The 14,705-nt window shown below is 67.2% G+C and carries 12 protein-coding genes; 3 read left to right on the forward strand and 9 right to left on the reverse strand.

The features are described from left to right. Positions 1 to 7: 7 nt before the first annotated feature. Complete coding sequence (locus ACQ4LY_RS16270) at positions 8 to 1,456, reverse strand: PrsW family intramembrane metalloprotease (RefSeq protein WP_431073160.1); 1,449 nt, start codon at positions 1,454 to 1,456, stop codon at positions 8 to 10. Between the two features lie 89 nt (positions 1,457 to 1,545). On the opposite strand from ACQ4LY_RS16270, the gene ACQ4LY_RS16275 reads away from it, so the two are divergent. Further along, the gene (locus tag ACQ4LY_RS16275) at positions 1,546 to 2,415 is read left to right on the forward strand and encodes a fumarylacetoacetate hydrolase family protein (protein WP_431073162.1); all 870 of its coding nucleotides are present in this window, start codon (positions 1,546 to 1,548) and stop codon (positions 2,413 to 2,415) included. A gap of 69 nt (positions 2,416 to 2,484) precedes the next feature. Here ACQ4LY_RS16275 and ACQ4LY_RS16280 read toward each other — a convergent pair whose 3' ends face one another. Together ACQ4LY_RS16280 and ACQ4LY_RS16285 are read right to left on the reverse strand one after the other, a co-directional pair. Beyond that, positions 2,485 to 3,945, reverse strand: a complete 1,461-nt coding sequence (locus ACQ4LY_RS16280; RefSeq protein WP_056308175.1) for an aspartate ammonia-lyase — start codon at positions 3,943 to 3,945, stop codon at positions 2,485 to 2,487. 93 nt (positions 3,946 to 4,038) lie between these two features. Continuing rightward, on the reverse strand, positions 4,039 to 4,947 hold the full coding sequence (locus tag ACQ4LY_RS16285) for a metallophosphoesterase (protein ID WP_431073165.1): 909 nt from the start codon (positions 4,945 to 4,947) through the stop codon (positions 4,039 to 4,041). An 82-nt stretch (positions 4,948 to 5,029) separates the two neighbouring features. Here ACQ4LY_RS16285 and ACQ4LY_RS16290 point away from each other — a divergent pair, with 82 nt between their 5' ends. Next, on the forward strand, positions 5,030 to 5,596 hold the full coding sequence (locus ACQ4LY_RS16290; RefSeq protein WP_431073167.1) for a TetR/AcrR family transcriptional regulator: 567 nt from the start codon (positions 5,030 to 5,032) through the stop codon (positions 5,594 to 5,596). A gap of 24 nt (positions 5,597 to 5,620) precedes the next feature. On the opposite strand, the gene ACQ4LY_RS16295 is transcribed toward ACQ4LY_RS16290, so the two are convergent. Further along, positions 5,621 to 5,956: a peptidase gene (locus ACQ4LY_RS16295; RefSeq protein WP_431073169.1), complete on the reverse strand. Its 336-nt coding sequence runs from the start codon at positions 5,954 to 5,956 to the stop codon at positions 5,621 to 5,623. Continuing rightward, a complete protein-coding gene (locus ACQ4LY_RS16300; protein ID WP_431073171.1) occupies positions 5,953 to 7,338 on the reverse strand; it encodes an inorganic phosphate transporter in 1,386 nt (461 codons plus the stop codon). The genes ACQ4LY_RS16295 and ACQ4LY_RS16300 overlap by 4 nt, the downstream gene beginning before the upstream one ends. A 156-nt stretch (positions 7,339 to 7,494) precedes the next feature. Between ACQ4LY_RS16300 and ACQ4LY_RS16305 the strand changes: the two genes are divergently transcribed. After that, positions 7,495 to 9,594: a S9 family peptidase gene (locus tag ACQ4LY_RS16305; RefSeq protein WP_431073173.1), complete on the forward strand. Its 2,100-nt coding sequence runs from the start codon at positions 7,495 to 7,497 to the stop codon at positions 9,592 to 9,594. Between the two features lie 72 nt (positions 9,595 to 9,666). On the opposite strand, the gene ACQ4LY_RS16310 is transcribed toward ACQ4LY_RS16305, so the two are convergent. The 4 genes from ACQ4LY_RS16310 to ACQ4LY_RS16325 form a co-directional block, all read right to left on the reverse strand. After that, positions 9,667 to 10,695, reverse strand: a complete 1,029-nt coding sequence (locus tag ACQ4LY_RS16310; RefSeq protein ID WP_431073175.1) for an ATP-dependent 6-phosphofructokinase — start codon at positions 10,693 to 10,695, stop codon at positions 9,667 to 9,669. Between the two features lie 221 nt (positions 10,696 to 10,916). Continuing rightward, on the reverse strand, positions 10,917 to 13,061 hold the full coding sequence (locus ACQ4LY_RS16315) for a DEAD/DEAH box helicase (protein WP_431073177.1): 2,145 nt from the start codon (positions 13,059 to 13,061) through the stop codon (positions 10,917 to 10,919). A gap of 208 nt (positions 13,062 to 13,269) precedes the next feature. After that, a complete protein-coding gene (locus ACQ4LY_RS16320) occupies positions 13,270 to 14,223 on the reverse strand; it encodes a bifunctional riboflavin kinase/FAD synthetase (protein WP_431073179.1) in 954 nt (317 codons plus the stop codon). Continuing rightward, entirely contained in the window at positions 14,220 to 14,639 is a 420-nt protein-coding gene (locus ACQ4LY_RS16325; RefSeq protein ID WP_431075712.1) for a hypothetical protein, read from the reverse strand. The genes ACQ4LY_RS16320 and ACQ4LY_RS16325 overlap by 4 nt, the downstream gene beginning before the upstream one ends. Between the last annotated feature and the right edge of the window lie 66 nt (positions 14,640 to 14,705).

The raw sequence follows: 14,705 nt of genomic DNA on the forward strand, positions 1-14,705 counted from the left end.
CCCTGACTCAGTAGGCCAGCAGCGCAGCTCTGGTGGCGCGTGTCCGCGCGAGCAGAGCCTGCTCGTCTGCCGGAGCCATCGGATCGCGTCCGGTGATCGCGCGCTGGCGGACGGATGCGAGCGTCGTCGCGTCCTTGATGAACTCCCGCATGAGCGGGCGGCGGTCTCCGCGCAGCTGCGATGCCCAGCCGAGCCCCGTCTTGCGTCCGGCCGGCGTCGCCAGCATGGTGACCTCTTCCGGCGTGAACCACCCGGCTGCGGCATAGTCGCCCAGGCGCGCCTTGGTGAGACGTGACTCCTCGCGCCGGAGAGCGATGATCCCGAAGATGAAGCCGACGAACAGCGGCACCTGGAGCACGAAATACAGCAGGAAGAAGTTCGCGAACGACGATCCGTTCCACAGACCGTGCAGGAACATCGCACCCAGCATCCCGAGGAGCCCGAAGCCGAGCACGGCGCCCGTGGACGCATGGCGTCGGGCCGCCAGGCCGATCGCGAGGCCGGTGAGCGAGGTGAACATGGCATGGGCGAACGGCGACATGATCGCGCGGAGGATGAAGGTGACGGTCAGCTGCTCACCGCCGCCCTCGATCAGACTGATCGCGAAGTACTGGATGTTCTCCGTGAAGGCGAATCCCGCGCCCACGAGAGCGCCGTACACGACGCCGTCGACCGGACCGTCGAAGGCGCGACGGGCGATGAGGAAGATGAGGAAGACGCCGAAGCCCTTCCAGAACTCCTCGACGATGGGAGCCTGGATGACCGCACCGGCGACCTCTCCCCTGAACCCGAGGACCGCGGTCAGTCCGAGATCCACGAGAAGCGTGAGTCCCACTGCGGCGATCGCGCCCCACGCGATCGCGAAGAACACGAGCGACTTGGGCTCGGGTTCCCACCGGTCGATCATTCGCACCACGAAGAAGACGATCGCGAGCGGGACGAGCGCGAGAACCAGGCCGATGATCGAGGCGAGCGGGCCGAGGAACAGCCCGAAGTACGCGATCAGGGCGAGCAGCAGCAGCCCGAGGAAGCCGAACAGCGAGTAGAGGGCGATACGGCCGCCGCGACGGGCAGCGGGCAGGGCGGGCAGCCCCTGTGCCGGGGAGGGAGCCGCGGGTGCCGGCGGAGAGTAGGGAGTGGGCTGAGCGAGCACGGACGCGTACGCCGGACGCTGCGTGAACTGCGCGGGCATGTAGTTCGACTGCGCGTACTGCTGAGCGGAGTACTGCTGCGGAGCCGGCGGCTGATACCCCGGCTGCTGCTGCGGGTACGCCTGCGGCTGTGCGTATCCGGGCTGCGGCTGCGGGTATGCCTGCGGCTGAGGGTATGCGGGCTGCGGCTGCGGCTGCGGCGCGGCGGGAGGCTGCCCCGGTGTCGGCGCCTGCTGGGCCGGAGGCTGCTGCGGCGCGGGCGGCGGCGTGTACGGCGATGGCTGGGACGGTCCTCCGGAACTCATAGGCAAAAGCATATGGGGAACAACCAACTTCCCCACGGTCTGGTGACTTCCTCCAGCAATTCCCGTTGCTCACCGGATAGCGTAGGAGCATGCGGTTCGCTCATCTGCGTCGTGCCGACTCTCCCGCTGCGCATCTCGCAGTGGTGGAGGGTGCCGATGCCATCCTCGTCTCCGACCTCCTTCCCGACCCCCCTGCATCGCTGCAGCAGCTGATCGAAGGCGGAGAGCAGACGCTCGCCGCGCTGCGGTCGGCTCTCGCAGGTACGCATGCCCCTCGGCATCCGCTCGACGGCTGGGAGTTCGCCTCCGCGGTCATCGCTCCCCCCGCCGTCCTCGCGGTCGGTCTCAACTACGCGGCCCACTCGAGCGAGCTCGGCCTGAAGACCGACGCGGCGCCGACCGTCTTCACCCTGTGGCCCAACTCGCTCACCGGACACGAGCAGACCACATCGTGGCCGCGCGCGCTGAGCGAGGCCGTGGACTACGAGGCCGAGCTCGGCGTTCTGATCGGCACGCCCGCCAAGGACGTCACCGAAGCAGAGGCACTCTCACACGTCTGGGGCTACACGGTCGTCAACGACATCACCGCACGCAACGTCCAGTTCTCCGAGGCGCAGTGGTCTCGGTGCAAGTCCTTCGACGGCTTCACACCGACCGGTCCGTTCGCCGTCACGGCCGACGAGATCGCCGACCCGCAGGACCTGCACATCTGGGCCGTCGTCGACGGTCAGACCGTGCAGGACGCGAGCACGGGTCAGATGGTGCGCTCGGTCGCGAAGCTCATCGCGCACCTCTCGCAGTCCTTGACGCTTCTGCCGGGCACGCTGATCTCGACGGGCAGCCCCGGCGGTGCCGGCTACTCCCGTGACCCACAGATCTTCCTGCGCGATCGTTCGACGGTGACCGTCGGCATCGACGGCATCGGCGAGCTGACCACCCACACCCGCGTCGAGGGCTGAACGCCTGGCACTCACACACGCAGAAGGGGCCACGGCGGATATCCGCCGTGGCCCCTTCTGCGTGACTCGTCAGATCTCGATGAGATCCTCGGGGGCGATGACCGGGATCGCCGCTGTGATCGCCTCGAGACCGGAGAGGCGCGCCGGCGACAGCTGCTTGATGACCTCTTCACGCGACATCAGACCGGCCTCGACGACCAGATCGGCCACGTTGCGGTTCGTGAGAAGCGCGGTCTTGGCCAGCGCCGCCGCCGCGGCGTAGCCGATGAACGGGGTGAGTGCGGTGATCACGCCGACAGATGCTCCGACCATCGCCCCGAGCCGGTCGCGGTTGGCGGTGATGCCGTCGACGCAGTTCACGCGCAGCGTCCACATCGCCTGGCGCATCCAGGTGATCGACTGGAAGATCGAGTGCGCGATGACCGGCTCGAAGGCGTTGAGCTGCAGCTGACCGGCCTCGGCCGCCATCGTGACGGTCATGTCCGCACCGGCGACGGCGAAGGCGACCTGGTTGACGACCTCGGGGATCACCGGGTTGACCTTGCCGGGCATGATGCTCGAGCCCGCCTGCATCGCAGGCAGGTTGATCTCGCCGAAACCGGCCTGCGGCCCCGACGACAGCAGCCGCAGGTCGTTGCAGATCTTCGAGAGCTTCATCGCATTCCGCTTCAGCGTCGACGAGAACGACATGAACGAGCCGGTGTCACTGGTGGCCTCGACGAGGTCGGCCGAGGTGACGAGGTCGAGCGACGTGATCTCGCGCAGGTGCTTCAGCACGGCGGGCGCGTAGTCGACGTGGGTCGTGATGCCGGTGCCGATCGCCGTGGCCCCCATGTTGATCTCGAACATGAGCGAGGCGTTCTCGGTGAGACGCGTGTGGTCGAACCCGAGCGTCGACGCGAACCCGTGGAACTCCTGGCCGAGCGTCATCGGCACGGCGTCCTGCAACTGTGTGCGACCGACCTTGAGCACGTCGTGGAACTCATGCGACTTGTTGAGGAACGACACGCGCAGCAGGTCGAGTTCCTCGAGCAGCGAGCGCAGCGTCAGCGACAGGCCGATCTTGACGGCCGTCGGGTAGACGTCATTGGTGGACTGGCTGCGGTTGGTGTGGTCGATCGGTGACAGGAACGCGTAGTCGCCCTTTTCGTGACCGGCGAGCTCGAGGGCGATGTTGGTGATGACCTCGTTGGCGTTCATGTTCGTCGAAGTCCCGGCACCGCCCTGGATGACCCCGACCGTGAACTGGTCGTGGAACTCCCCGTCGATCACGCGCTGCGCCGCGCGGTCGATCAGGTCGGCCCGCTCGGCATCGAGGACGCCGATCTCGCGGTTGGCGCGAGCGCTGGCCTGCTTGACCATCGCGAGCGCGACGATCAGGTCGGGGTAGACCGAGATCGGACGCTTGGTGATCGGGAAGTTCGCATCGGCGCGAGCAGTGTGGATCCCCCAGTACGCGTCGGCGGGAATCTCCATGCTCCCGAGCGAATCGGTCTCGGTACGGGTGAGGGCAGGCGCGGCAGAAGCCATGTCACATCCTTGTGGGTAGTGGCGAGTGTGTGGTGCGGGGGATGCATCCAGTCTACGCCCGAGCGCATGCGCCGACAGGGATACGACGGCGCGTCAGCGTTTGCGCGAGAACGCCTCGAGCCGCTCTTCCGGGCTGAGCCCCGCCATCCGCTCGAGCCACGCCGGAGAGAAATGATCGCCGGTCGGGGCGTCGGTGACCGGAACGACACTGTGCGTGATCGTGTCGGGTCGCACGTGCACGATCTGGAACGCCTGAGCCGCATCCATCCCGTTCACGTCGGCCGCCGGCCGGGCGACGTTCATCGTGTAGCACGTCGCCGAGGAGACGCTCACCGGCACTCCGGCGAACGTTCCATGTGCCGAGTAGTGCAGATGCCCTGCGAGGATTCCGCGCACATCGCTCCCCCGGACGACCTCGGCGAGCTCGTCCTGATGCCGCAGCTCCAGGATGTCGAACAGCGGGACGTGGCTCGGGAGGGGCGGATGATGCATCGCGAGCAGAGTGCCGTGCGGTGCGGGTTCGTGGAGCAGGTCGGCGAGCCATTGGAGCTGCCCGTCGTCGAGGTCGCCGTGATGCCAGCCGGGCACGCTCGTGTCGAGGGCGATCAGTCGGAGCCCGTCGAGATCCCAGACCCCGGTGATCGGCTCCTGGCTCGGCTCCTGGTCGAGCAGTCCTTCGCGCAGCGCCGGACGCTCGTCGTGGTTGCCCGCGACCCAGACCACGGGGGCGCCGAGCTCCTCAGCCACCGGCTCGACGGCGGTGCGCAGGCGCCGATAGGCGTCGGGCTCCCCGAGATCCGTGAGGTCACCCGTGATGACGATCGCCGCAGGGTGCGGGTGCACGGTCCGGATCGCGTCGAGTGTGCGAGCGAAGTTCGACTCCACGTCGTAGCGACCGCCGAGTCTCGCGCCTCCGGCGAGGAAATGCGGATCGCTCACGTGGATGATCACGTGGGACGCCGGCTCGTGACGGCCGAAGATGAACTCGGAATGCGCTGCCATGATCTCCAGCCTAGGCGCGACCCCGACACCGCCACGAGGAGCAGCACCACGTCAGCTGTAGTAGTCGAGATAGGGTTCGTGCATGGCGAAGAACCAGACCAGACGACGACTGATCGCGGACGCCGGGCTCTCAGTCCTCGCGACGGAGGGGTCGCGCGGACTCACGCATCGAGCCGTCGACCTCGTCGCCGGCGTCCCCGTGGGCACGACGTCGAACTACTTCCGGAGCCGCGACGCCCTGGTGGAAGGGCTCGTCGACCGAATCGGGGAGCGTCTCGCCCCGAGCGAGGCAGACCTCGCTCGACGCTCGTCGGAGACGCCGAGCAGGGAGCTGTTCGCGGACTACATCCGCGACATCGTCCGACGCCTCACCGAGGATCGCGACGTGACGCTCGCACTCTTCGAGCTCCGGCTCGAGAGCAGCCGCCGACCCGAGGTCGCTGCTCTCATCGGCGCCTGGCAGCGTGCCGGGCTCGCCGGAGACGTGGAGTTCAACTCGTCTGCGGGACTCCCGGGCGGCCGACGTGAGATCGCGCTGTTCCACTACGCGATCGACGGACTGATGCTCGATCGGCTCACCACTCCGATCGATCCGGACACCTCGACGGATGACATCGTCGACGACCTCGTCGCAGGACTGCTGCGCTGACTACACCCGACTCTCGGCGACCGGTCAGTGCCCGACGACGATGATGAGGATGCCGGCCACCACCGCGACAGCGCACAGTGCGAAGCATCCGTAGGCCCCGAAGAGCGCCACACGCCGTTGCCCGTCGGTCAGAGGGCTCTTCTTCGCCGCCTTGGCGGCCTGCTTCGCGGCACGCTTGAGCTCTTTCTCAGTGATCACCGTGATCGCATCGGTGAACTCGGCAGGGCTCACGACCGGCGCGCGCCCGCTGCGGACCAGCAGACGGAGGCCGAAGGCGTAGAACGTCACCACGGCGCAGGCGCCGACGAGTGCTGCGATGAATACCTGGACGAATGCGATCCAGTCGATGTCGACGCTCACTTCGACTCCTCACTGCTCGCCGTGTCGGCATCCTCGATCTTCTTCGCCGGTTCGAGGCCCTTCGCCGCCTTCTTCGCGGCTTTCGCCCTCGCGTCGGCCTTCGCTTCAGCCTTGGCCTTGGCATCGGCCTTCGCCTGGACCTTGACCTGCTCGCGCGCCTCCGCACGAGCCTTCGCCTCGGCCTTGGCGTCGGCGATGCGCTGCTGACGGCGGGTGGGCGGCGTCGTGTCGGGCTGCTCGATCGCGAGACCCGACTCCGCCACGTCGCTCATCGCGTTCGCGGGGGTCACGGCGTCCTTGCGCGAACGCAGGAACAGTCCGACGATGACCGCGAGCGCCAGCACGGTGTCGATCGCGATGCCCCAGTTGCCGAGCCACGTGATCAGGAGCGCTGCGAGAGCACCGACGGCGCCGGCTGCGGGAAGCGTAAGCAGCCAGCCGATCGCGATGCGGCCGGCGGTGCGCCAGCGCACGGTCGAACCACGACGGCCGAGACCCGATCCGATCACGGATCCCGACGCGACCTGCGTCGTCGAGAGAGCGAAGCCGAAGGCGCTGGATGCGAGGATCGTCGCGGCCGTCGAGCTCTCTGCCGAGAAGCCCTGTGCGGGCTTGACGTCGGTGAGACCCTTTCCGAGGGTGCGGATGATGCGCCAGCCACCGAGATAGGTGCCGAGCGCGATCGTGACCGCACACGCGATGATCACCCAGAGGTGCGGGTCGGCCTGCGAGCTGCTCTGCCAGCCGACCGTGATCAGCGCCAGGGTGATGACGCCCATCGTCTTCTGCGCGTCGTTCGTGCCGTGCGCGAGCGCCACCAGCGACGAGGTGAAGATCTGTCCCCAGCGGAAGCCGTCGCGCCCGTCTGGCTTGCCGTCGTAACGCCGCGTGATCGAATACGCCAGCTTCGTGGCGGCGAACGCGATGATTCCCGCGGTGAGCGGGGCGATGAGAGCGGGGAGGATGATCTTCGACAGCACCATGCCGAAGTCGATCCCGCCGACTCCGACTCCGATCAGTGTGGCCCCGATGAGGCCGCCGAACAGCGCGTGGGAGGAGCTCGACGGCAGACCGAGCAGCCAGGTGAGCATGTTCCACGTGATCGCGCCGATGAGACCGGCGAAGATCATGGGCAGGAACACATCGCCTTGGATCGTGTCCTCTCGGATGATCCCGTGCGACACGGTCTTGGAGACCTCTGTCGAGAGGAATGCCCCGACCAGATTCAGGACTGCCGCGAGAAGCACCGCGGTCTTGGGCTTGAGAGCACCCGTCGCGATGGGCGTCGCCATCGCGTTCGCGGTGTCGTGGAACCCGTTGGTGAAGTCGAAGAAGAGTGCCAGCAGGATAACCAGCACGACGATGAGGGCTGCGGTTTCCACCGTTCGCTTTCGGTCGTTGAGGAAGAAGGAGGTGTCGACGGGATCGACGTGACGAACGAAGAGTTCACCGTGGGTTTGACTTCCGTTAACCGGCCCCGGGCAATCTTCCCACCCTGTCGGGTGCCGGTCAACTCGACCTGGGCTAGCGTGGGAGCCGTGACTGATGCCCCGATCGCAGACCGCCGCTCGACACTCCGCACTCACCACGGGGACACCTTCGATGACCCGTATGAATGGCTCCGTGAGAAGGACTCCCCCGAGGTGATCGCGCATCTCGAGGCGGAGAACGCTCACACCGAATCGGAGCTCTCCCACCTCGCCGACCTTCGCGAGACGCTGTTCCAGGAGATCAAAGGTCGGGTGCAGGAGACGGACCTCTCCGTGCCGACGCGGCGCGGCGACTGGTGGTACTACAGCCGCACCGAGGAGGGCTCCCAGTACGGCATCCACTGCCGCACCGCCGCAGCGGAGGACGATTGGACTCCCCCAGTGCTCGAACCGGGCGTGCCCGTGCCCGGTGAGACCGTGCTGCTCGACGGCAACGTCGAAGCCGAGGGCCACGAGTTCTTCTCGCTCGGTGCGTTCGACACCTCGGACGATGCCACCAAGCTCCTGTGGGCGACGGACTTCGAGGGCGACGAGCTCTACACCGTGCACGTCCGCGACCTCATCACCGGAGAGACTCTCGCCGACGAGATCCCCGACACGGGAGGCGCTTTCTTCACCCCGGACGGCACAGGGATCCTCTACACGACCAGAGACGACGCCTGGCGACCCGACACCCTCTGGCTGCACCGCCTCGGCACTCCTGTGGCCGAGGACGTCAAGCTCTTCCACGAACCGGATGAGAAGTACTGGCTGGGTGCCGGCATCACGCGCAGTCGCCGGTATCTGGTGATCGCCGTCGGATCCAGCATCACGAGCGAGGAGTACCTCGTCGATCTGGCCGGCGATCTGACCGCGCCACCCGAGATCGTCTGGCCTCGGCGCGAGGGCGTCGAGTACTCGCTCGAGCATGCCGTCGTCGACGGAGAGGATCGCCTGTACATCCTCCACAACGACGGCGCACTCGACTTCGAGCTCGTCTCGGTCGCCGCATCCGCCCCGCAGGGTGAACGTCGTGTCATCCTGGCGCACGAAGCGGGGCGCCGACTGCTCGGCATGGACGCGTTCCGCGAGTTCGCGACCGTCGAGTACCGCAGGGAGGGACTCGAGCGAGTCGGGCTGCTCGACTACTCGACGGATGCCGTGCAGGACATCGTCTTCGACGAGCCGCTGTACTCGGCGGGAGTCAGCGGCAACCCTGAATGGCACTCGCCGTACCTGCGCCTCGGCTACACCTCGTTCGTGACACCCGGCACCGTGTACGAGCTGAACCTCGCGACGCGCGAGCTCGAACTCCGCAAGCAGGTCGCTGTCCTCGGAGGCTACGACCCGCTCGACTACGGGCAGCAGCGCGCCTGGGCCACGGCATCCGACGGCACCAGAGTGCCGATCTCGCTCGTCTGGAAGCGCTCCTTCGGCGATCCGGGCTCCGAGGCTCGCCCTGTGCATCTCTACGGCTACGGGTCTTACGAGCACTCGATCGACCCGGGCTTCTCGGTCGCCCGCCTGTCCGAGCTCGACCGAGGTATCGTCTTCGCCGTCGCACACGTGCGCGGTGGCGGCGAGATGGGACGGCAGTGGTACGAAGACGGCAAGCTGCTGAACAAGCGCAACACGTTCACGGACTTCGTCGCGTGCGCCGAGCACCTCGTCGCGCAGGGCATCACGACTCCCGGGCGACTCGTCGCCGAGGGCGGCAGCGCCGGAGGCCTGCTCATGGGCGCCATCACGAACCTCGCTCCCGAGCTCTTCGCCGGAGTGCTGGCCGCAGTTCCGTTCGTCGACGCGCTCACGACGATCCTCGATCCCTCGCTCCCTCTCACCGTGATCGAATGGGACGAATGGGGTGACCCGCTGCACGGTGCTGACGTCTACGAGTACATGAAGTCGTACTCGCCGTACGAGAACGTGCGTGATGGCGTCCAGTATCCGCGTATTCTCGCGGTCACCTCGCTCAACGACACCCGAGTGCTCTATGTGGAGCCGGCCAAGTGGGTCGCGGCGCTGCGGGTCGCAGGCGCCTCGGACGCGCTGCTCAAGTGCGAGATGGTCGCCGGGCACGGCGGAGTGAGCGGACGGTACAACTCCTGGAAGGAACGTGCCTTCGAGCTCGCGTGGATCCTCGACACGGTCGGGCTCGCCGCGCGCTGATCCCCCTGCGACGAGAACGGGCCGATCCGGTGAGGATCGGCCCGTTCTCGTGAGGGGTATCTCGCCGTCGGCTCAGCCGAACAGGGCCGCAGCCTCGTCGTAGCGACTGCGGGGAACCGTATTGAGCTCGCCGAGAGCCTCGGCGAACGGGACCCGCACGATGTCGGTGCCCTGCATGGCGACCATCTGGCCCCACGCGCCGTCGACCAGAGCATCGGCGGCGTGCAGTCCGAGTCGCGTGGCGAGCACGCGGTCGAATGCGGACGGTGATCCGCCGCGCTGGATGTGGCCGAGGATCGTCGCGCGGGTCTCGATTCCGGTGATCCGCTCGATAGCCGGTGCGAGCTGGTCGCCGATACCGCCCAGACGGGGGCGGTTGAATGCATCCATCCCTTTATCGCTGTACGCCTCATCCATGCCGAGCAGCTTGAACCCCTCGGAGACCACGACGAGAGGCGCGCGTCCACGATCGTGGGCGCTGGAGACCAGCTCGGTGATGTCGTCGATCGACATCGGAACCTCGGGGATGCAGATGGCGTGCGCGCCCGCCGCCATACCGGCGTGCAGCGCGATCCAGCCGACGTGGCGGCCCATGACCTCGGCTACCATGCAGCGCTGGTGCGAGTCTCCGGTGGTGCGCAGACGGTCCATCGCGTCGGTGGCGATGTTGACGGCCGTGTCGAAGCCGAACGAGTAATCGGTGGCACGGAGGTCGTTGTCGATGGTCTTCGGCACGCCGATGACGTTGATGCCGTCCTTCGCGAGGCGGTCGGCCGCGGCGAGGGTCCCCTCGCCGCCGATCGCGATGATGCCGTCGATCTTGTGGCCATAGAGCGTCTTGGCGATGTTCTCCGCGCCGCCGCGCTCGCCCTCGTAGGGGTTCGTGCGGCTGGTGCCGAGGATCGTTCCGCCGACCTTCGACAGGCCCTTCACCTCGTGCCGGGTCAGGGGGAAGAAGTCTCCGTCGACGACTCCTCGCCATCCGTCGCGGATGCCGACGAACTCGAGGTCGTAGGTCGTGGTGCCCTTGAGCACGATGCCGCGGATAACCGCGTTGAGTCCGGGGCAGTCGCCACCGCTCGTCAGAATGCCGATCTTCATGCTTGCCTCAGACGGGTTCAGGGGAAGGGGAAAAGGCGACGCTGCCTGCGATCGACACTAGTGCCCCGACGCGCGGACGCGCCATTCGAGGTGACGAAAACCGGCGATCTTGCGGTCGCTTCGGGACGATTCGCAAGAAATGCGCCGCCGGGGACTTCAGAACGAGAAATCGGCGCCAAGAATAGAGATTCTTAACGCCGATCTTTCGAGAGCTTCTACCGTCAGGCCGCTCCGAGGGCTTCGCGCAGAAGGTGCATGAGAGCCCCGAGCTGCACGGGCTCCGCAGCCGCGTCATCGACGGCCTCGCCGTCGAGAGCCCGCGCCGCGAGCCCCTGCTTCTGGTCGATGAGCTCGGCGATCTTCGCGTCGACGGTGTGAGCCGCGATGATCCGCCACGCAGTGACCGGCTCGTCCTGACCGATGCGGTGCACACGGTCGATCGCCTGAGTCTGCTCCGCAGCAGTCCACGAGAGCTCTGCGAGGACGACGTTGGATGCCGCCTGCATGTTGAGGCCCACGCCGGCCGCCGTCAGCGAGCACACCGCGATGCCGACGTCCGGATCGCTGTTGAAATCGTCGATCGCCTGCTGACGCGCGGTCGAGGTCTGGTCTCCACGGATGGACACCGAGCGGATGCCGGCCGACGCGAAGTGCGCCTCGGCCTGATCCATCACGTCGATGTGCTTCGCGAAGAACACGACCTTGCCCACCGAGCGCTGCAGCTGTGCTGCATAGTCGGCCGCGAGCTGCGCTTTCGCCTGTCCGATGCGACGCACCATGGTGAAGACGTTGTCGCCTCCGGTGCCTGCGGCCTTCGACTCCTCGAGTTCGTTCTGCGCGACCAGGCGCACGATGTCCTCGTCGATCTCACCCGGTGCGAGTCCGCGTTCGCCGCGAGCCTCGATGATCCTGCGGTAGCGCGCCGCGAGACGCTCTCCGAGCTCGCGCTCGGCCTGACGGATGCTGCGCCCGAACTCGTCGTCCAGTTGCACCGGCAGATCGGCGATGAGCTTGTCGGGGAGGTCGGCCGCGACGTCCTTCTTCTTGCGGCGGACGATTCCCATGGAGATGACCGCTTCACGGGCCTCGGGATAGAAGGCCTTGTCGGCAGGCGTGAAACCGGTCGCGTCGAGCTTCTCCATCAGCTCGGGGCCGGGCTTCTCGCCCGTCGTCCAGCCGAGGAAGCGCCAGATCGCGTCGAAGTCCTCGACGTCGTTGATCAGGGGCGTTCCGGTGAGTGCGAGCATCAGCGGGTTGCCGCCCGGCGTGCGTTCGCGGACTCGGTTGGCCAGCGACAGCACGTTCTGGGAGCGCTGCGAGCTGAGGTTCTTGATGAAGTGCGCCTCGTCGACGACCATGCCCCGGAGGCCGATCGACGCGAGCCACGACATGTGGCGATCGAGGATCTCGTAATTCACGATGAAGATGTCGGCGAACGCGTCGATATCGGCGCCATCGCCCTGGATGACCGTCGCCCTGCGCTGCGGCGTCCATCGCTCGACCTCGCGCGCCCAGTTCATCTTCACGACGTTGGGCACCACAACGAGAAGCGGGTACGCGCCCGCGACGGATGCCGCCAGCACGGACTGAGCCGTCTTGCCGAGGCCGGGTTCGTCGGCGAGGAGGAAGCTCCTGTGCCCCTCACGCACAGCCTCGAGGAAGCGCGACTGGTGCACCATCACCTCGAGACCCTTCGGCGAGAGGTGGTCGTACTCCGGTGCGGCCGGCAGATCCATGCTCGCTGCGCCTCCGCCGGCGCCAGTCTCGAACGCCTTGTAGAGGGGGCCCATGAGCTCCCAGCCGTCGAGCCGACGACGAGGGGTCGTGCTGGCCCGCGGGGTGAGGTCCGGAGCGAGGAACGGGTTCGCGAGCTGGCGCGATTCGACCGACGGCGGGGTCACCTGACGCTCGGCGATCGCCGCGGACACGACCGACGTCTGCACGGGCGCGATGTCGGCGATGATGAGCTCTTCGGGTGCGAGTTCCGCGCCCGATTCGAGCAGCCAGTCGCGACGCATGCGCTTCGCCACCGGCGACGTCGCCTGATCGGCTTCGAGCAGCTGGATCAGCGACGTGTCGCGGGCAGCGGTCTTGGCGAGGATCGTCGCCACGCCGTCGAGCCGCTTGAGCAGCTCCGCACGGGCGGCATCGGCGATCTCGGTGTCCGCCTTGACCCTGGCGCGCTCTTCGCGAACCAGGAACGCGATCACCTGGAACTTCACCCGGTTCGTCGGGCCCAGCTTTCCGCGCTGCGACTTCGCCTCGATCTCGCGCACCTTGCGTGCGAGGATCGGGATGAGGGGCGCCTCATCGTCGCGACGAGACGTCTTCTTGCGCCGCGTTGCGGCAGTCGCCGTGGTCGGCATGCTCCTCCTGAGCGTGAAGGCTGAGCATCCACAGGATGCGGCAGCCGTTCTCGATGTCCGCGTGTGGCGTGAGCCAGGACCGTACGAACAGTAGTTCCGGTGGTCATCGACGCGCGACTCGGTCGCGAGATCCGTCAACCACCGTCGCCTATTCTACGCCATGCCGACCATCGGACCGAGATCACGTCACGGAGAGTTGGCGTGGAGTTCAGCTTCGCGGAGCTTCGAGGACCCGTTCGGCGTCGGTGACGTCGGCGGCCATCTGCGACTTGAGCTTCTCGATGCCTTCGAAGGCGACCATGCCGCGCAGACGCTCGACGAACTCGACGGTGACGTCGTGGCCGTACAGATCGAGGTCGGTCTCGCCGAGCACGTGCGCCTCCACCTGCCGCTCGAGGACGTCGTCGAAGGTCGGGTTGGTGCCGACCGAGATCGCAGCCCGGTGACGGATCCCGGTCTCGTGGTCGACGAGCCATCCGGCGTAGACCCCGTCGCCCGGCACGAACGAGTCGACCGAGGCCGAGAGGTTCGCTGTCGGGAATCCGAGTTCTCGACCGCGCTTGAGACCGTGCACGACCTCGCCCCGCACGTCGACGTGGCGGTCGAGCACGCGCGCGGCAGTCGTCACATCGCCGTCCATCAGCAGCTCGCGGATCCAGGTCGACGAGACCCGTCGATCGGAGCCGTCCAGGAAGACATCGTCGACGACTTCGACCGTGAAACCGTGCTTCGGCCCCAGCTCCCGCAGCAACGCGGGTGTACCCGCTCCCCCGCGTCCGAACCGGAAGTCCTCGCCCACGAGCACCGTCGACACGCCGAGCGCTCCGACGAGGATGCTCGTGACGAACTCCTCGGCGCTGCGCGCGGCGAACTCTGCGTCGAAGGTGAGCAGCAGGGTCGCGTCGAGTTCGAGTTCGCCCAGGAGCTCGAGCTTGCGCTCGACGGTGACGACGTTCTCGGGGCAGCGATCAGGTCGCAGCACGGCGAGCGGGTTCCGGTCGAACGTGACGGCCACCGTGCGAAGGCCGGACTCGTCGGCGACCTGCTTCAGCCGGCGGATGACCGCCCGATGACCGGCATGGACGCCGTCGAACTTTCCGATCGCGACGACGGAGGGGCCGAAGTCCTCCGGGACCTCCTCGGGGTCGCGGAAGACGATCATGCGGACACCTCGGCGGCGGGTGCCTCCTGCACAATTCGGGTCGGTCGATGGGTGCGCAGCCACCAGATACCGAAGACGGGCAGCACGAGCGGGATGAAGACATAGCCGCGCCCGAACATCGACCAGACTGTGTCGTGCGGGAAGAGATCGGGGAAGAAGACGCTGAGCGCGCCGATCACCAGGACACCGGTGAGCTCGAACACGATCGCGACCCACGCCACGACGTACCAGCCGCGCCGATCAGCGAGCACGAGCGCCAGGGTCGCGAGGATGTAGACGACAGCCGCCAGCGCCGAGAGCGAGTACGCCAGTGGCGCCTCGTCGAACTGCCGGAAGATCTGCACGAAGCTTCGACCGGTCGCCGCCAGCGCCATGACGGCGTAGACGATCACGAGGACACGGCCGATGCCGGTCATCCGGGAGGTGGGGACGGTGGTGCTCATAGCGCCACTCATTCTAGTTCCGGGCCGGAGACCTCGGAT

The sequence above is a fragment of the Microbacterium phyllosphaerae genome, from assembly GCF_050628115.1.
Classification (GTDB): Bacteria; Actinomycetota; Actinomycetes; order Actinomycetales; family Microbacteriaceae; genus Microbacterium; species Microbacterium phyllosphaerae_A.

Excerpts from the sequence above, each read along its gene's own strand:
- ACQ4LY_RS16270 (WP_431073160.1), bottom strand. The coding sequence starts at position 1,456 with ATGAGTTCCGGAGGACCGTCCCAGCCATCGCCGTACACGCCGCCGCCC.
- ACQ4LY_RS16275 (WP_431073162.1), top strand. The coding sequence starts at position 1,546 with ATGCGGTTCGCTCATCTGCGTCGTGCCGACTCTCCCGCTGCGCATCTC.
- ACQ4LY_RS16280 (WP_056308175.1), bottom strand. The coding sequence starts at position 3,945 with ATGGCTTCTGCCGCGCCTGCCCTCACCCGTACCGAGACCGATTCGCTC.
- ACQ4LY_RS16285 (WP_431073165.1), bottom strand. The coding sequence starts at position 4,947 with ATGGCAGCGCATTCCGAGTTCATCTTCGGCCGTCACGAGCCGGCGTCC.
- ACQ4LY_RS16290 (WP_431073167.1), top strand. The coding sequence starts at position 5,030 with ATGGCGAAGAACCAGACCAGACGACGACTGATCGCGGACGCCGGGCTC.
- ACQ4LY_RS16310 (WP_431073175.1), bottom strand. The coding sequence starts at position 10,695 with ATGAAGATCGGCATTCTGACGAGCGGTGGCGACTGCCCCGGACTCAAC.
- ACQ4LY_RS16315 (WP_431073177.1), bottom strand. The coding sequence starts at position 13,061 with ATGCCGACCACGGCGACTGCCGCAACGCGGCGCAAGAAGACGTCTCGT.
- ACQ4LY_RS16320 (WP_431073179.1), bottom strand. The coding sequence starts at position 14,223 with ATGATCGTCTTCCGCGACCCCGAGGAGGTCCCGGAGGACTTCGGCCCC.
- ACQ4LY_RS16325 (WP_431075712.1), bottom strand. The coding sequence starts at position 14,639 with ATGACCGGCATCGGCCGTGTCCTCGTGATCGTCTACGCCGTCATGGCG.